The following is a 13,936-nucleotide window of genomic DNA, read 5'->3' on the forward strand; positions in this document are numbered from 1 at the left end:
CTCCTTGTGATCTGCCCCGGCCGTGTCAGGTACCGGGGTCAGGGCCCCGCAGGCGGGTGCCTGCGGGCAGCAATCAGTACTGCTCGGTCTCGACGAAACCGGCGTCCGCGTCGTCGTCGGCGCCGAAGGCGTCGGCGGCGGCGGTCGGGTCGAATCCGGGCGGGCTGTCCTTCAGGGCCAGGCCCATGCCGGCCAGCTTCGCCTTGACCTCGTCGATCGACTTCGCACCGAAGTTGCGGATGTCGAGCAGGTCGGCCTCGGAGCGCGCCACGAGCTCACCCACGGAGTGGATGCCCTCGCGCTTGAGGCAGTTGTACGAACGAACGGTGAGCTCGAGCTCCTCGATCGGCAGCGCCAGGTCGGCGGCCAGGGCGGCGTCCGTGGGGGACGGGCCCATGTCGATGCCCTCGGCGTCGATGTTCAGCTCGCGGGCCAGGCCGAACAGCTCGACCAGGGTCTTGCCGGCGGACGCCATGGCGTCGCGCGGGCGCATGGCCTGCTTGGTCTCGACGTCGACGATCAGCTTGTCGAAGTCGGTGCGCTGCTCGACACGGGTCGCCTCGACCTTGTACGTGACCTTGAGCACCGGCGAGTAGATGGAGTCGACCGGGATGCGGCCGATCTCCTGGCCCACCTGCTTGTTCTGGACGGCGGAGACGTAGCCGCGACCGCGCTCGACGGTCAGCTCCATCTCCAGCTTGCCCTTGCCGTTCAGCGTGGCGAGCACCAGGTCGGGGTTGTGCACCTCGACACCGGCCGGCGGGGCGATGTCGGCGGCGGTGACCAGGCCGGGGCCCTGCTTGCGCAGGTACATCACGACCGGCTCGTCGTGCTCGCTGGAGACGACCAGCTGCTTGATGTTGAGGATGAGGTCGGTGACGTCCTCCTTGACACCCGGCACGGTGGTGAACTCGTGCAGCACGCCGTCGATCCGGATGGACGTGACAGCGGCGCCCGGGATCGAGGAGAGGAGGGTCCGGCGGAGGGAGTTGCCGAGCGTGTAGCCGAAGCCCGGCTCCAGGGGCTCGATGACGAACCGCGAGCGGTACTCGTCGACGACCTCTTCGGTCAGCGAGGGACGCTGAGCGATAAGCATGGTGTGTGTCCTTCAGTCGTGGACGCCCGCTATTTGACGTCCTCGGATACTGCAAGGGTACGGGCGGTACGCCCCCGAGGGGCCGTACCGCCCGAAACCGTGCGGCTGAGCGGCCGTGCGTCAGACGCGGCGGCGCTTCGGCGGACGGCAGCCGTTGTGCGGGGTGGGGGTGACGTCCTGGATGGAGCCGACCTCGAGGCCCGTGGCCTGGAGGGAGCGGATCGCGGTCTCACGGCCGGAGCCGGGACCCTTGACGAAGACGTCGACCTTGCGCATGCCGTGCTCCTGCGCGCGGCGGGCGGCCGACTCGGCGGCCATCTGCGCGGCGAAGGGGGTGGACTTGCGCGAGCCCTTGAAGCCGACGTGGCCGGCGGAGGCCCAGGAGATCACGTTGCCCGAGGGGTCCGTGATCGAGACGATCGTGTTGTTGAACGTGCTCTTGATGTGCGCGTGGCCGTGAGCGACGTTCTTCTTTTCCTTGCGGCGCACCTTCTTGGCAGCGCCCTGACGACCCTTGGGGGGCATGTCTTAACTCCTACGGGAGGTGGTCGGTCCTACAGCGAAGACCGTGGACAGTCGTCCGCTGCGGACTACTTCTTGCCCGGCTTCTTCTTGCCGGCGATCGCGCGACGCGGGCCCTTGCGGGTACGGGCGTTCGTGCTGGTGCGCTGGCCGTGGACCGGCAGACCGCGACGGTGGCGCAGACCCTGGTAGCAGCCGATCTCGACCTTGCGGCGGATGTCGGCCTGGATCTCGCGGCGGAGGTCACCCTCGGTCTTGAGGTTGGCGTCCACGTACTCGCGGATCTTGACCAGGTCCTCCTCGGACAGGTCACGAACGCGGGTGTTCGGGTCCACACCGGTGGAGGCGAGGGTCTCCTTCGCCAGGGTGCGGCCGATACCGAAGACGTAGGTGAGTGCGACCTCCACACGCTTGTCGCGCGGGATGTCAACACCGGAAACGCGTGCCATTCAATGGCTCCTGTGTGTTCGGGGGTCTTCCGCAGTACCGCTCCATGGCCGCCGACTCCTTTGGATCAAAGGAAGTGGTACGTCCAGGTCCCCGGCCCCCACCGGAGGTGTCGTCAGCCCTGTGAGGGGCTTGGACGGGCACTGCGTATGTACGAATTTGCTCGCGTCGCGCGAAGAACTGCTCAGGTGCAGGTCGGCGTGCGTCAGCCCTGGCGCTGCTTGTGGCGCAGGTTGTCGCAGATGACCATGACCCGGCCGTGACGGCGGATCACCTTGCACTTGTCGCAGATCTTCTTGACGCTCGGCTTGACCTTCATGGGATGTGAGGTTCTCCGGGTCAGTGCCACCGCCCCGAGGAGGGGCGCGACAAGATCTACTTGTATCGGTAGACGATCCGCCCACGCGTCAGGTCGTACGGAGACAGCTCCACGACGACCCGGTCGTCCGGGAGGATACGGATGTAGTGCATCCGCATCTTGCCGGAGATGTGCGCGAGGACCTTGTGACCGTTCTGGAGCTCCACCTTGAACATGGCGTTCGGCAGGGACTCGATCACGGTGCCCTCAATCTCGATGGCACCTTGCTTCTTGGCCACGCTTCGCCCTTCGAATCGGCTACCTTGATCGACTCCCGGTACCCGTGTGCGGACACACGGGTACACGAGAGCCGACGCATCAGTCTACGTCAGGCCCCTGGAAAAGACGAATCCGAGAAGGATGCCCAGGAGCGGTGATCCTTACCCCCGCGCGCGGGAGCGCGCGCACCGGCGGGACGGCCGGCACCGGGCCGGTCAGGCCAGCGGATCGGGGGCGGCCGTCACGCCCAGCTCGGCGAGCTTGGCCTTGCCGCCGTCCGGGGCCGTGAGGACCAGGGGGCCCTCCTCGGTGAGGGCCACCGAGTGCTCCCAGTGCGAGGACCAGGTGCCGTCCGTGGTGATCACGGTCCAGTCGTCCTCCAGCACCTCGGTGCGGGGCGTGCCCAGCGACACCATGGGCTCGATCGCCAGGCAGAAGCCGGGCACCAGCTTGGGGCCCTTGCCGCGCTTGCGGGCGACGTAGTTCAGCAGGTGCGGGTCCATGTGCATCTCGGTGCCGATGCCGTGGCCGCCGTAGTCCTCGATGATCCCGAACTTGCCCAGGCTGTGCTCGCCCGTCGAGGGGCGGGGCTGGCGGCGGATGTAGGACTCGATCGCCCGGGAGATGTCGACCAGCCGGTTGCCGTTCCGCATGGCCGCGATCCCGGCCCACATCGACTCCTCGGTCACCCGGGACAGCTCGATCAGCTCCGGGGCGTGGCCGGAGCCCACGAAGGCCGTGTAGGCGGCGTCGCCGTGCCAGCCGTCGATGATCGCCCCGCAGTCGATGGAGATGATGTCGCCGTCCTTGAGGACGACCTCGTCGCTGGGGATGCCGTGGACGACGACCTCGTTCACCGAGGTGCAGATGGTGGCGGGGAAGCCGCCGTACCCGAGGAAGTTCGACTTCGCCCCGTGGTCCGCGATCACCTTCCGGGCGACCTCGTCCAGGTCCTTGGTCGTCGCGCCCGGCACCGCCGCCTCGCGGGTCGCCGCGTGGATGGCGGCGACGACAAGCCCCGCCTCGCGCATCTTCGCGATCTGCTCGGGAGTCTTGATCTGCACCATGACGGCTGACGCCTTTCGGGAGGGAGAACGGGGTGACCTCACCACGATACGGCGGTACGACACCGGCCGCGGCGCCCCGAAGGGCACCGCGGCCGGCTCGTACGACGCGTACCTCGGGCTACGCGGCCCGCTCGCCCCGCAGCGCGGTCATCGCGCGCTCGGTGACGTCCTCGACCTTGCCGAGCGCCGAGATGGTGACGACCAGGCCCTGGGCCTTGTAGTAGTCGATGATCGGCTCGGTCTGCGTGTGGTAGACCTCCAGCCGCTTGCGGACGGTCTCCTCGGAGTCGTCGTCGCGCTGGTACAGCTCGCCACCGCACTGGTCGCAGACGCCCTCGGTCTTCGGCGGCGCGTAGGTCACGTGGAAGACGTGCGCGCTGTCGTTGCGGCAGATGCGGCGGCCCGCGATCCGCTTGACCACCTCGTCCTCCTCGACCTCCAGGTCGAGGACGGCGTCCAGCTTCATGCCCTCGCCGTCGAGCATGGCGTCCAGCGCCTCGGCCTGGGCCACGTTCCGCGGGAAGCCGTCCAGCAGGAAGCCGTTCTCGGCGTCCGCCTGCTCCATGCGGTCCTTGGCCATGCCGATGGTGACCTCGTCCGGTACGAGGTTGCCGGCGTCCATGTACGCCTTGGCCTGCTTGCCCAGCTCCGTGCCCTGACTGATGTTGGCGCGGAACAGGTCGCCCGTGGAGATGTGCGGGATCGACAGGTTCCTGGCAAGGAACGCGGCCTGCGTTCCCTTGCCGGCACCGGGCGGTCCGACGAGGACGATTCGCATCAGCGGAGGAACCCTTCGTAATTGCGCTGCTGGAGCTGGCTCTCGATCTGCTTCACGGTCTCCAGCCCCACACCCACGATGATGAGGATGCTCGTCCCGCCGAACGGGAAGTTGGCATTGGCGCCACCGAAGCCTGCCAACGCCATCGTCGGCACAAGAGCGATCAGACCCAGATACAGCGAGCCCGGCCAGGTGATCCGGTTGAGCACGTAGCTCAAGTACTCGGCAGTAGGTCGACCAGCCCGGATGCCCGGGATGAAGCCACCATACTTCTTCATGTTGTCCGCGACTTCCTCGGGGTTGAACGAGATCGCCACGTAGAAGAAGGCGAAGAACACGATCAACAGGAAGTACACGGTGATGTAGTACGGGTGGTCACCCTTGACGAAGTGCGCTTCGATCCAGGTCTTCCAGCCGGAGGTGCCGCTCGAGAACTGCGCGACCAGGGCCGGGATGTAGAGCAGCGACGAGGCGAAGATGACAGGAATCACACCTGCCTGGTTCACCTTGAGCGGGATGTAGGTGGACGTACCGCCGTACGACCGGCGGCCGATCATGCGCTTCGCGTACTGCACCGGGATGCGGCGCTGGGCCTGCTCGACGAAGACCACCAGGGCCACCATCACGAAGCCGATCAGGATCACGGTGCCGAACTCGATCCAGCCCTGGGCGAGCTTGCCGCTGACCTTGATGGCCCAGAGCGCGCCGGGGAAGCCGGCGGCGATCGAGATGAACATCAGGATCGACATGCCGTTGCCGATGCCGCGGTCGGTGACGAGCTCACCGAGCCACATCACGACGGCGGTGCCCGCGGTCATGGTGATGACCATCAGGATGGTGACGAAGATCGACCGGTCCGGGACGACCTGGCCGGCCACCGTGCAGCCGCTGAACAGCGCACCGGTGCGGGCGGTCGCCACCAGGCCGGTGCCCTGGAGGATGGCGAGGGCGATCGTCAGGTACCGCGTGTACTGCGTGATCTTCGCCGTCCCCGACTGCCCCTCCTTCTTGAGGGCCTCCAGACGCGGGATGACGACGGTCAGCAGCTGCAGGATGATGCTCGCCGTGATGTACGGCATGATGCCGAGCGCGAAGATGGTGATCTGCAGAAGCGCCCCACCGCTGAACAGGTTCACCAGGCCGAGCAGGCTGTTGCCGCCCTTGGAGGCCTCGTCCACGCACTGCTGGACGGACTGGTAGTCGACCCCGGGCACGGGGATGTGCGCCCCGAGCCGGTAGATCACGATGATGCCCAGCGTGAAGAGCAGCTTCTTGCGCAGGTCGGGCGTCTTGAACGCCCGGGCGAACGCGGTGAGCACGGTGCCTCCTGCGACCCCCGCGTTACGCGCGTGAGGGTGACGGTTAGGTAAGTGAGTGGATACAAACACGGCAGCCTCACGCCACGGGGGCAGACTGCCGGGACACTAACAGCGGCTACCATACCCGGCCGCCATGCCCGCGTGAAACGTCGCTGAGGCACGTCAACCGCGGGGTGAGGCCGAACACCTCGGGCGGCCGGCCGGGGTGGCCCCTCCAGGGCCAACGACCGAGCGGCCCCGATCGACACCCGGTGGGCCAAGGCTCCGGCCAACATGTCCGAAAGCCGCCCTTGGGCGGTGCTCCGGAGGCGGCCGGGCCGGTACGCGAAAGAGCCCGGCCGGCGCCCACGAGGGAGCGCCGGCCGGGCTCTTCGCCGTCAGCGTGCGTCAGCGCACGCCGCGGTACAGCCGTTCCGGACTCAGACGAGCTCGGTGACCGTGCCGCCGGCGGCGGTGATCTTCTCCTTGGCGGAGCCGGAGACGGCGTCCACCGTCACCTGCAGCGCCACGGAGATCTCGCCCTGGCCCAGGACCTTGACGAGGCTGTTTTTGCGCACGGCACCCTTGTCGACCAGGTCGGCAACGGTGACCTCGCCACCCTGCGGGTACAGGGCCGCGAGCTTGTCCAGGTTCACGACCTGGTACTCGGTGCGGAACGGGTTCTTGAAGCCCTTGAGCTTCGGGAGGCGCATGTGGAGGGGCATCTGCCCACCCTCGAAGCGCTCCGGAACCTGGTAACGGGCCTTGGTGCCCTTGGTACCACGACCGGCCGTCTTACCCTTCGACGCCTCACCACGACCCACACGGGTCTTGGCGGTCTTGGCGCCCGGGGCGGGACGGAGGTTGTGGACCTTCAGCGGGTTCTGCTCCGCCATGTCAGTCGACCTCCTCGACCGTCACGAGGTGGCGGACGGTGTGCACCATGCCGCGGAACTCGGGACGGTCCTCCTTGACAACCACGTCACCCAGGCGCTTGAGGCCCAGGGAACGCAGGGTGTCGCGGTGGTTCTGCTTGCTGCCGATGTACGACTTCGTCTGCGTGACCTTGAGGCGAGCCATTACGCACCCGCCCCGGCACGCGCACGGAGGAGAGCCGCGGGGGCGACGTCCTCGAGGGGCAGACCGCGGCGGGCCGCGATCTCCTCGGGACGCTGCAGGCCCTTGAGGGCCGCCACGGTCGCGTGCACGATGTTGATCGCGTTGTCGGAGCCGAGCGACTTCGACAGGATGTCGTGAACGCCGGCGCACTCGAGCACGGCACGCACCGGGCCACCGGCGATCACACCGGTACCGGGGGAAGCCGGCTTGAGCAGGACGACGCCCGCGGCCTTCTCACCCTGGATGGGGTGCGGGATGGTGCCCTGGATACGGGGGACCTTGAAGAAGTGCTTCTTGGCCTCCTCCACACCCTTGGCGATGGCGGCCGGCACCTCCTTCGCCTTGCCGTAACCGACACCCACGGTGCCGTCACCGTCGCCCACCACGACCAGCGCGGTGAAGCTGAAGCGACGACCACCCTTCACAACCTTGGCGACGCGGTTGATCGCGACAACGCGCTCAACGTACGCGGTCTTCTCGGCGGCAGCAGCGCCGCCGTCACGGCCCTTCCGGTCCCGCCGCTCGCCGCCACCGGCACCGCTTCCGCGGCGCTGGGGTCCAGCCATTGGAATTACCTCTCTTCGTTTTCCGCTGAGCTACGGAACCGGCTCAGAACTTGAGACCGGCTTCGCGGGCGGCGTCCGCCAGGGCGGCGATGCGCCCGGCGTACTGGTTGCCGCCACGGTCGAACACGACAGCCTCGATGCCGGCGGCCTTGGCACGCTCGGCCACGAGCTGGCCGACCTGCTTCGCCTTCGCCGACTTGTCGCCTTCGCCGCCGCGGATGGACGCGTCCAGGGTGGACGCCGACGCGAGGGTGTGACCCGCGATGTCGTCGATGACCTGAGCGGTGATGCCGCGGTTGGAACGCGTGACGACCAGGCGCGGACGCTCGGTCGTACCCGCGATCTTCTTGCGGATGCGGATGTGGCGACGCTTCAGAGCAGCGCCCTTGTAGGCCTTGCCCTTGGCAATCTTCACGCCGTATGCCATGGCTTACTTACCAGCCTTTCCGACCTTGCGGCGGATGACCTCACCCGCGTACTTCACGCCCTTGGCCTTGTAGGGGTCGGGCTTGCGAAGCTTGCGGATGTTCGCGGCGACCTCGCCGACCTTCTGCTTGTCGATGCCCTCGACCGAGAACTTGGTCGGCGACTCGACCTTGAAGGAGATCCCCTCGGGGGCCTCCACCAGGATCGGGTGGCTGTAGCCGAGCTGGAACTCCAGGTTGGAGCCCTTCGCGGCCACGCGGTAACCGACACCGCTGATCTCGAGCGCCTTCGTGTACCCCTGGGTCACACCGGTGATCATGTTGGCCACCAGCGTGCGGGACAGGCCGTGCAGGGCCTTGTTCTGACGCTCGTCGTTCGGACGGGTGACGTTGAGAACGCCGTCCTCGCCCTTGACGATCTCGATCGGCGCGGCGACGGTGTGGCTCAGGGTGCCCTTGGAACCCTTCACCGTGACCGTGCGGCCCTCGATGGTGACGTCCACGCCGGCGGGAACCGTGATGGGGAGCTTGCCGATACGCGACATTGGCTTTTCCTCCGTTCCCGACTACCAGACGTAGGCGAGGACTTCCCCACCCACGCCCTTCTTCTGCGCCTGCTGACCGGTCAGGAGGCCGTGGGACGTGGAGATGATCGCCACGCCCAGACCGCCGAGGACCTTCGGCAGGTTGGTGGACTTCGCGTAAACCCGCAGACCCGGCTTCGAGATCCGCTTGATGCCCGCGATGGAGCGCTCACGGTTCGGACCGAACTTCAGCTCGAGGACGAGGTTCTTGCCGACCTCGGCGTCCTCGACCTTCCAGCCGGTGATGAAGCCCTCCTGCTGGAGGATTTCCGCGATGTGAGACTTGATCTTGCTGTGCGGCATCGTCACGGAGTCGTGGTACGCCGAGTTCGCGTTCCGCAGACGCGTAAGCATGTCTGCGATCGGATCAGTCATGGTCATGAATTGGCCTTCGGCCTCTCTCGCCGGGGTTTCCTGTATGCGCCATCCCTCTCCCCGCTCATGGGCGGGACGGGTGCGGTGCGGGGACCTACGGCGTAGTAAGTCGTACGGGCGGCAGGCGCCCAACCCCACAAGCCTACGACATGTGGGGAAGGGCTCCTGCCGACCAGATGCTTACCGAGAGACTCCGGTCATCCCAAGTGAGGGATTACCAGGAGCTCTTGGTCACGCCCGGCAGCTCGCCACGGTGAGCCATCTCACGGAGGCACACGCGGCACAGGCCGAACTTGCGGTAGACGGAGTGCGGACGACCGCAGCGCTGGCAGCGGGTGTACGCGCGCACGCCGAACTTGGGCTTGCGAGCAGCCTTTGCGATGAGAGCCTTCTTCGCCATCTCGCTCACGCCTCCTTGAACGGGAAGCCGAGGTGACGGAGGAGCGCGCGGCCCTCTTCGTCGTTGGTCGCCGTGGTCACCACGGTGATGTCCATACCCCGGACACGGTCGATCTTGTCCTGGTCGATCTCGTGGAACATGACCTGCTCCGTGAGACCGAAGGTGTAGTTGCCACGGCCGTCGAACTGCTTGGGGGACAGGCCGCGGAAGTCGCGGATGCGCGGGAGCGCGAGCGACAGGGTGCGGTCCAGGAACTCCCACATGCGGTCGCCACGGAGCGTGACGTGGGCACCGATCGGCTGACCCTCACGCAGCTTGAACTGCGCGATGGACTTGCGGGCCTTGGTGACGGCCGGCTTCTGACCGGTGATCGTGGTGAGGTCCTTGATGGCGCCCTCGATCAGCTTGGAGTCGCGGGCGGCGTCGCCCACACCCATGTTGACCACGATCTTGACGAGGCCGGGAACCTGCATGACGTTCTCGTACGAGAACTCCTCACGCAGCTTGCCCGCGATCTCCTCGCGGTACTTCGTCTTGAGACGCGGAGTGGTGGTGGTAGCCATCAGATGTCCTCACCCGTCCGCTTGGCAACGCGGATCTTGTTGCCCTCGTCGTCGAAGCGGTAACCGACGCGCGTGACGACCTTGTTGCCGTCCTTCTCCACGACGAGCTGAACATTGCTCACGTGGATGGGGGCCTCGGTCGTGACGATGCCACCGGTCTGGGAACCGCGAGCGGTCTGACCGGCCTTGGTGTGCTTCTTGACCCGGTTGACACCCTCGACCAGGACACGGTCCTCGCGGGGGAAGGCCGCGATGACCTTGCCCTGCTTGCCCTTGTCCTTGCCGGTGATGACCTGGACCAGGTCGCCCTTCTTGATCTTCATGCTTACAGCACCTCCGGCGCGAGCGAGATGATCTTCATGAACTTCTTCTCGCGCAGCTCACGGCCCACCGGGCCGAAGATACGGGTGCCGCGAGGGTCGCCGTCGTTCTTCAGAATGACGGCGGCGTTCTCGTCGAAGCGGATGTACGAGCCGTCCTGGCGGCGGCGCTCCTTGACGGTGCGAACGATGACCGCCTTGACGACGTCACCCTTCTTCACGTTGCCACCGGGGATCGCGTCCTTGACGGTGGCGACGATGACGTCACCGATGCCCGCGTAGCGGCGACCGGAACCACCGAGAACACGGATGCAAAGGATCTCCTTGGCACCAGTGTTGTCGGCGACACGCAGTCGCGACTCCTGCTGGATCACGTCTATCTCCTGATTGTCTGCCGGTTCCCGGCAGGGGCGCCTCCGAAGAGGTCAGCCCCTGCCGAGCCTGGCGGAACGAACTCGGGGGAAACCCCCCGAGCGATTACTTGGCCTTCTCGAGGATCTCGACGACGCGCCAGCGCTTGCTCGCGGACAGCGGCCGGGTCTCCATGAGGAGGACACGGTCGCCGACACCCGCGGCGTTCTGCTCGTCGTGCGCCTTGAGCTTGTTCGTACGGCGGATGACCTTGCCGTACAGCGCGTGCTTGACGCGGTCCTCGACGGCGACGACGACGGTCTTGTCCATCTTGTCGCTGACGACCAGACCCTCACGGGTCTTGCGGAAACCGCGCGCTTCCTTGTTCTCAGTCACGTTGCTCTCGCTCATCAGGCGCTCTCCACCGTCTCGATGCCCAGCTCGCGCTCGCGCATCAGGGTGTAGATCCGGGCGATGTCCTTACGGACGGACTTGAGCCGACCGTGGTTCTCGAGCTGCCCGGTCGCCGCCTGGAAGCGGAGGTTGAACAGCTCTTCCTTGGCCTCGCGGAGCTTGGCGACAAGCTCCTCGTTGCCCAGCTCGCGCAGCTCGGACGCCTTGGTACCGGCCGACATCACAGCTCACCTGCCTCGCGCTTGACGATCTTGCACTTCATCGGCAGCTTGTGGGCGGCACGAGTCAGAGCCTCACGCGCGATCTTCTCGTTCGGGTAGGACAGCTCGAACATCACCCGACCGGGCTTGACGTTCGCGATCCACCACTCCGGGGAACCCTTACCGGAACCCATGCGGGTCTCGGCCGGCTTCTTCGTGAGCGGGCGGTCCGGGTAAATGTTGATCCAGACCTTGCCGCCACGCTTGATGTGGCGGGTCATCGCGATACGCGCGGCCTCGATCTGGCGGTTGGTCACGTAGGCCGGGGTGAGGGCCTGAATGCCGTACTCGCCGAACGCAACCTGCGTGCCACCCTTGGCCATGCCGTTGCGCTTGGGGTGGTGCTGCTTGCGGTGCTTGACCCTACGGGGGATCAGCATGTCGGTCAGGCCTCCGTTCCGGTGCTCTCAGCAGCCGGAGCGGCGGCGGGAGCCTCGGCCTTGGGGGCCTCGGCAGCCTGAGCCTGCTGCGGCTTGCGACCGCGACCGCCACGCTCGCCACCGCGGCCACCGCGGCCGGCCGGGCGGTCAGCGCCACCACGGGCCGGGCGGTTGCCCGCACGGGCAGCGGCGTTCTCGGCGCGGACCTCGGCGATGTTCTTGACGTCGCCCTTGTAGATCCAGACCTTCACGCCGATGCGGCCGAAGGTCGTCTTGGCCTCGAAGAAGCCGTACTCGACGTTCGCGCGCAGCGTGTGCAGCGGCACACGACCCTCGCGGTAGAACTCCGAGCGGGACATCTCGGCGCCGCCGAGACGGCCACCACACTGGATCTTGATGCCCTTGGCGCCCGCCTTCATCGCCGACTGCATGCTCTTGCGCATGGCGCGGCGGAAGGAGACGCGGGAGGACAGCTGCTCGGCCACGGCCTGGGCCACCAGCTGAGCGTCCACCTCGGGGTTCTTGACCTCGAGGATGTTCAGCTGGACCTGCTTGCCCGTGAGCTTCTCGAGGTCGCCGCGGATGCGGTCGGCCTCGGCGCCACGGCGGCCGATGACGATGCCGGGACGAGCGGTGTGGATGTCCACGCGGACACGGTCACGGGTGCGCTCGATCTCGACCTTGGAGATGCCGGCGCGCTCCATGCCGGACGTCATCATCCGACGGATGGCGACGTCTTCCTTGACGTAGTCCTTGTACAGCTTGTCGGCGTACCAACGCGACTTGAAGTCGGTGGTGATGCCGAGCCGGAACCCGTGCGGGTTTACCTTCTGGCCCATTACCGGGTTCCTTCCTTGCTGCTGACGACCACGGTGATGTGGCTGGTCCGCTTGCGGATCCGGTAGGCACGGCCCTGAGCACGCGGACGGAACCGCTTCAGGGTCGGGCCCTCGTCGACGTACGCCTCGCTGATGAACAGCGAAGAGGCGTCCGTGTGGTCGTAGTTGTGCGCGGCGTTGGCAATGGCGCTGTCCAGCACCTTGCCCACCGGCACGCTCGCGGCCTGCGGGGCGAAACGCAGGACCGCCTGAGCCTCCGTGGCGTCCATGCCACGGATGAGGTCCACCACGCGGCGGGCCTTCATGGGCGTGACGCGGATGTACCGCGCCTGGGCCCTGGCTTCCATGGTTGTCCCTTCAGTGTCTGACACGTTCGTCATGGTCTGTCACCCCGCGTTAGCGGCGCTTCGACTTCCGGTCGTCCTTGACGTGGCCGCGGAAGGTGCGAGTCGGCGAGAACTCGCCGAGCTTGTGGCCGACCATCGACTCGGTGACGAACACCGGGATGTGGGTCTTGCCGTTGTGCACCGCGATCGTGTGGCCGAGCATGGCCGGGACGATCATCGAGCGACGGGACCAGGTCTTGATGACGTTCTTGGTGCCGGCTTCGTTCTGAGTGTCCACCTTCTTGATCAGGTGGTCGTCGACGAAGGGCCCCTTCTTGAGACTACGCGGCATCTAAACCCGCTCCTAGCGCTTCTTGTTCGTCTTGCGGCGGCGGACGATGTACTTGTTGCTCGCCTTCTTGGGAGAACGAGTACGACCCTCCTTCTGACCCCACGGGGAGACCGGGTGGCGACCACCGGAGGTCTTGCCCTCACCACCACCGTGCGGGTGGTCGACCGGGTTCATGGCGACACCACGAACGGTCGGGCGCACGCCCAGCCAGCGCTTGCGGCCGGCCTTGCCCCAGTTGATGTTCGACTGCTCGGCGTTGCCGACCTCGCCGATGGTGGCGCGGCAGCGGACGTCGACCAGACGGATCTCACCGGACGGCATGCGCAGGTGGGCCATCTGGCCCTCCTTGGCGAGCAGCTGCACGGAGGCACCCGCGGAGCGGGCGAACTTGGCGCCACCGCCGGGACGGAGCTCGATCGCGTGGATCGTGGTACCGACCGGGATGTTGCGCAGCGCCAGGTTGTTGCCGGGCTTGATGTCGGCGCCGGGGCCGTTCTCGACCCGGTCGCCCTGGCTCAGGCCACGCGGAGCGATGATGTAGCGCTTCTCGCCGTCCACGTAGTGGAGGAGCGCGATGCGCGCGGTGCGGTTGGGGTCGTACTCGATGTGAGCGACCTTGGCCGGCACGCCGTCCTTGTCGTGACGACGGAAGTCGATCACGCGGTAGGCGCGCTTGTGGCCACCGCCCTGGTGACGGACGGTCACACGACCGGTGTTGTTACGGCCGCCCTTGCTGTGCAGGGGGCGGACCAGCGACTTCTCCGGCGTGGACCGCGTGATCTCGACAAAGTCGGCGACGCTGGACCCACGACGGCCCGGAGTCGTCGGCTTGTACTTGCGGATACCCATTTCTCAGTCCTCGTCCGATATTCGGACG

25 protein-coding genes are annotated in these 13,936 nt (G+C 66.8%); all 25 read right to left on the reverse strand.

Features of this window, described 5'->3' with window-relative positions:
- Positions 1 to 73: 73 nt before the first annotated feature.
- The 25 genes from ACF08D_RS14840 to rplB all read right to left on the reverse strand — a co-directional run bounded on the left by ACF08D_RS14840 (position 74) and on the right by rplB (position 13,908).
- Complete coding sequence (locus tag ACF08D_RS14840; RefSeq protein WP_003956430.1) at positions 74 to 1,096, reverse strand: DNA-directed RNA polymerase subunit alpha; 1,023 nt, start codon at positions 1,094 to 1,096, stop codon at positions 74 to 76.
- A gap of 120 nt (positions 1,097 to 1,216) precedes the next feature.
- Positions 1,217 to 1,621, reverse strand: a complete 405-nt coding sequence (rpsK, locus tag ACF08D_RS14845) for a 30S ribosomal protein S11 (RefSeq protein WP_003956432.1) — start codon at positions 1,619 to 1,621, stop codon at positions 1,217 to 1,219.
- Between the two features lie 65 nt (positions 1,622 to 1,686).
- A complete protein-coding gene (gene rpsM / locus ACF08D_RS14850) occupies positions 1,687 to 2,067 on the reverse strand; it encodes a 30S ribosomal protein S13 (RefSeq protein ID WP_392222996.1) in 381 nt (126 codons plus the stop codon).
- Between the two features lie 203 nt (positions 2,068 to 2,270).
- Positions 2,271 to 2,384: a 50S ribosomal protein L36 gene (rpmJ, locus tag ACF08D_RS14855; protein ID WP_003956441.1), complete on the reverse strand. Its 114-nt coding sequence runs from the start codon at positions 2,382 to 2,384 to the stop codon at positions 2,271 to 2,273.
- 56 nt (positions 2,385 to 2,440) lie between these two features.
- The gene (infA, locus tag ACF08D_RS14860) at positions 2,441 to 2,662 is read right to left on the reverse strand and encodes a translation initiation factor IF-1 (RefSeq protein WP_003956442.1); all 222 of its coding nucleotides are present in this window, start codon (positions 2,660 to 2,662) and stop codon (positions 2,441 to 2,443) included.
- Positions 2,663 to 2,857: 195 nt separating this feature from the next.
- Positions 2,858 to 3,709, reverse strand: a complete 852-nt coding sequence (map, locus tag ACF08D_RS14865) for a type I methionyl aminopeptidase (RefSeq protein WP_392222997.1) — start codon at positions 3,707 to 3,709, stop codon at positions 2,858 to 2,860.
- A 118-nt stretch (positions 3,710 to 3,827) separates the two neighbouring features.
- On the reverse strand, positions 3,828 to 4,487 hold the full coding sequence (locus ACF08D_RS14870) for an adenylate kinase (protein ID WP_392222998.1): 660 nt from the start codon (positions 4,485 to 4,487) through the stop codon (positions 3,828 to 3,830).
- The gene (secY, locus tag ACF08D_RS14875; RefSeq protein ID WP_392222999.1) at positions 4,487 to 5,806 is read right to left on the reverse strand and encodes a preprotein translocase subunit SecY; all 1,320 of its coding nucleotides are present in this window, start codon (positions 5,804 to 5,806) and stop codon (positions 4,487 to 4,489) included. Before secY ends, ACF08D_RS14870 begins: the two co-directional genes overlap by 1 nt.
- Positions 5,807 to 6,225: 419 nt before the next feature.
- The gene (gene rplO, locus ACF08D_RS14880; protein ID WP_126886732.1) at positions 6,226 to 6,681 is read right to left on the reverse strand and encodes a 50S ribosomal protein L15; all 456 of its coding nucleotides are present in this window, start codon (positions 6,679 to 6,681) and stop codon (positions 6,226 to 6,228) included.
- Position 6,682: 1 nt separating this feature from the next.
- The gene (rpmD, locus tag ACF08D_RS14885; protein ID WP_041130781.1) at positions 6,683 to 6,865 is read right to left on the reverse strand and encodes a 50S ribosomal protein L30; all 183 of its coding nucleotides are present in this window, start codon (positions 6,863 to 6,865) and stop codon (positions 6,683 to 6,685) included.
- Positions 6,865 to 7,470, reverse strand: a complete 606-nt coding sequence (rpsE, locus tag ACF08D_RS14890) for a 30S ribosomal protein S5 (RefSeq protein ID WP_005313527.1) — start codon at positions 7,468 to 7,470, stop codon at positions 6,865 to 6,867. The genes rpmD and rpsE overlap by 1 nt, the downstream gene beginning before the upstream one ends.
- A 43-nt stretch (positions 7,471 to 7,513) precedes the next feature.
- The gene (gene rplR / locus ACF08D_RS14895) at positions 7,514 to 7,897 is read right to left on the reverse strand and encodes a 50S ribosomal protein L18 (RefSeq protein ID WP_031076680.1); all 384 of its coding nucleotides are present in this window, start codon (positions 7,895 to 7,897) and stop codon (positions 7,514 to 7,516) included.
- Positions 7,898 to 7,900: 3 nt separating this feature from the next.
- Positions 7,901 to 8,440 carry a 50S ribosomal protein L6 gene (gene rplF / locus ACF08D_RS14900; protein WP_064069946.1) on the reverse strand — a complete coding sequence of 180 codons (540 nt, stop codon included), beginning with the start codon at positions 8,438 to 8,440 and terminating at the stop codon, positions 7,901 to 7,903.
- Between the two features lie 21 nt (positions 8,441 to 8,461).
- Complete coding sequence (gene rpsH, locus ACF08D_RS14905) at positions 8,462 to 8,860, reverse strand: 30S ribosomal protein S8 (protein ID WP_006347222.1); 399 nt, start codon at positions 8,858 to 8,860, stop codon at positions 8,462 to 8,464.
- Positions 8,861 to 9,068: 208 nt separating this feature from the next.
- On the reverse strand, positions 9,069 to 9,254 hold the full coding sequence (locus tag ACF08D_RS14910; RefSeq protein WP_003956452.1) for a type Z 30S ribosomal protein S14: 186 nt from the start codon (positions 9,252 to 9,254) through the stop codon (positions 9,069 to 9,071).
- 5 nt (positions 9,255 to 9,259) lie between these two features.
- On the reverse strand, positions 9,260 to 9,817 hold the full coding sequence (gene rplE / locus ACF08D_RS14915) for a 50S ribosomal protein L5 (protein WP_073753487.1): 558 nt from the start codon (positions 9,815 to 9,817) through the stop codon (positions 9,260 to 9,262).
- Complete coding sequence (gene rplX, locus ACF08D_RS14920; protein ID WP_019888758.1) at positions 9,817 to 10,140, reverse strand: 50S ribosomal protein L24; 324 nt, start codon at positions 10,138 to 10,140, stop codon at positions 9,817 to 9,819. Before rplX ends, rplE begins: the two co-directional genes overlap by 1 nt.
- A 2-nt stretch (positions 10,141 to 10,142) precedes the next feature.
- A complete protein-coding gene (gene rplN, locus ACF08D_RS14925; RefSeq protein ID WP_003956455.1) occupies positions 10,143 to 10,511 on the reverse strand; it encodes a 50S ribosomal protein L14 in 369 nt (122 codons plus the stop codon).
- Between the two features lie 103 nt (positions 10,512 to 10,614).
- Positions 10,615 to 10,899, reverse strand: coding sequence for a 30S ribosomal protein S17 (gene rpsQ, locus ACF08D_RS14930; RefSeq protein ID WP_392223000.1), 285 nt, complete (start codon positions 10,897 to 10,899; stop codon positions 10,615 to 10,617).
- Entirely contained in the window at positions 10,899 to 11,123 is a 225-nt protein-coding gene (gene rpmC / locus ACF08D_RS14935; RefSeq protein WP_031076670.1) for a 50S ribosomal protein L29, read from the reverse strand. The genes rpsQ and rpmC overlap by 1 nt, the downstream gene beginning before the upstream one ends.
- The gene (gene rplP / locus ACF08D_RS14940; protein ID WP_126886729.1) at positions 11,123 to 11,542 is read right to left on the reverse strand and encodes a 50S ribosomal protein L16; all 420 of its coding nucleotides are present in this window, start codon (positions 11,540 to 11,542) and stop codon (positions 11,123 to 11,125) included. The genes rpmC and rplP overlap by 1 nt, the downstream gene beginning before the upstream one ends.
- A gap of 5 nt (positions 11,543 to 11,547) precedes the next feature.
- Entirely contained in the window at positions 11,548 to 12,381 is an 834-nt protein-coding gene (gene rpsC, locus ACF08D_RS14945) for a 30S ribosomal protein S3 (protein ID WP_147987684.1), read from the reverse strand.
- Positions 12,381 to 12,728 (reverse strand): 50S ribosomal protein L22, encoded by a 348-nt coding sequence (gene rplV, locus ACF08D_RS14950; protein ID WP_009327087.1) that lies wholly within the window; start codon positions 12,726 to 12,728, stop codon positions 12,381 to 12,383. The genes rpsC and rplV overlap by 1 nt, the downstream gene beginning before the upstream one ends.
- A gap of 49 nt (positions 12,729 to 12,777) precedes the next feature.
- A complete protein-coding gene (gene rpsS / locus ACF08D_RS14955; protein WP_003974263.1) occupies positions 12,778 to 13,059 on the reverse strand; it encodes a 30S ribosomal protein S19 in 282 nt (93 codons plus the stop codon).
- A 12-nt stretch (positions 13,060 to 13,071) separates the two neighbouring features.
- A complete protein-coding gene (rplB, locus tag ACF08D_RS14960) occupies positions 13,072 to 13,908 on the reverse strand; it encodes a 50S ribosomal protein L2 (protein ID WP_356734352.1) in 837 nt (278 codons plus the stop codon).
- Positions 13,909 to 13,936: the final 28 nt, after the last annotated feature.

Source organism: Streptomyces sp. NPDC015131 (assembly GCF_043079975.1).
In the GTDB taxonomy this organism is placed as follows: domain Bacteria; phylum Actinomycetota; class Actinomycetes; order Streptomycetales; family Streptomycetaceae; genus Streptomyces.

Excerpts from the sequence above, each read along its gene's own strand:
- rplB (WP_356734352.1), bottom strand. The coding sequence starts at position 13,908 with ATGGGTATCCGCAAGTACAAGCCGACGACTCCGGGCCGTCGTGGGTCC.
- ACF08D_RS14870 (WP_392222998.1), bottom strand. The coding sequence starts at position 4,487 with ATGCGAATCGTCCTCGTCGGACCGCCCGGTGCCGGCAAGGGAACGCAG.
- rpsS (WP_003974263.1), bottom strand. The coding sequence starts at position 13,059 with ATGCCGCGTAGTCTCAAGAAGGGGCCCTTCGTCGACGACCACCTGATC.
- rplV (WP_009327087.1), bottom strand. The coding sequence starts at position 12,728 with ATGGAAGCCAGGGCCCAGGCGCGGTACATCCGCGTCACGCCCATGAAG.
- ACF08D_RS14910 (WP_003956452.1), bottom strand. The coding sequence starts at position 9,254 with ATGGCGAAGAAGGCTCTCATCGCAAAGGCTGCTCGCAAGCCCAAGTTC.
- rpsC (WP_147987684.1), bottom strand. The coding sequence starts at position 12,381 with ATGGGCCAGAAGGTAAACCCGCACGGGTTCCGGCTCGGCATCACCACC.
- map (WP_392222997.1), bottom strand. The coding sequence starts at position 3,709 with ATGGTGCAGATCAAGACTCCCGAGCAGATCGCGAAGATGCGCGAGGCG.
- rpmC (WP_031076670.1), bottom strand. The coding sequence starts at position 11,123 with ATGTCGGCCGGTACCAAGGCGTCCGAGCTGCGCGAGCTGGGCAACGAG.
- rplP (WP_126886729.1), bottom strand. The coding sequence starts at position 11,542 with ATGCTGATCCCCCGTAGGGTCAAGCACCGCAAGCAGCACCACCCCAAG.
- rplF (WP_064069946.1), bottom strand. The coding sequence starts at position 8,440 with ATGTCGCGTATCGGCAAGCTCCCCATCACGGTTCCCGCCGGCGTGGAC.
- rplE (WP_073753487.1), bottom strand. The coding sequence starts at position 9,817 with ATGGCTACCACCACCACTCCGCGTCTCAAGACGAAGTACCGCGAGGAG.
- rplR (WP_031076680.1), bottom strand. The coding sequence starts at position 7,897 with ATGGCATACGGCGTGAAGATTGCCAAGGGCAAGGCCTACAAGGGCGCT.
- rplO (WP_126886732.1), bottom strand. The coding sequence starts at position 6,681 with ATGGCGGAGCAGAACCCGCTGAAGGTCCACAACCTCCGTCCCGCCCCG.
- rpsM (WP_392222996.1), bottom strand. The coding sequence starts at position 2,067 with ATGGCACGCGTTTCCGGTGTTGACATCCCGCGCGACAAGCGTGTGGAG.
- rpsE (WP_005313527.1), bottom strand. The coding sequence starts at position 7,470 with ATGGCTGGACCCCAGCGCCGCGGAAGCGGTGCCGGTGGCGGCGAGCGG.
- ACF08D_RS14840 (WP_003956430.1), bottom strand. The coding sequence starts at position 1,096 with ATGCTTATCGCTCAGCGTCCCTCGCTGACCGAAGAGGTCGTCGACGAG.
- rpmD (WP_041130781.1), bottom strand. The coding sequence starts at position 6,865 with ATGGCTCGCCTCAAGGTCACGCAGACGAAGTCGTACATCGGCAGCAAG.
- rpmJ (WP_003956441.1), bottom strand. The coding sequence starts at position 2,384 with ATGAAGGTCAAGCCGAGCGTCAAGAAGATCTGCGACAAGTGCAAGGTG.
- rpsH (WP_006347222.1), bottom strand. The coding sequence starts at position 8,860 with ATGACCATGACTGATCCGATCGCAGACATGCTTACGCGTCTGCGGAAC.
- rpsK (WP_003956432.1), bottom strand. The coding sequence starts at position 1,621 with ATGCCCCCCAAGGGTCGTCAGGGCGCTGCCAAGAAGGTGCGCCGCAAG.
- rplX (WP_019888758.1), bottom strand. The coding sequence starts at position 10,140 with ATGAAGATCAAGAAGGGCGACCTGGTCCAGGTCATCACCGGCAAGGAC.
- rpsQ (WP_392223000.1), bottom strand. The coding sequence starts at position 10,899 with ATGAGCGAGAGCAACGTGACTGAGAACAAGGAAGCGCGCGGTTTCCGC.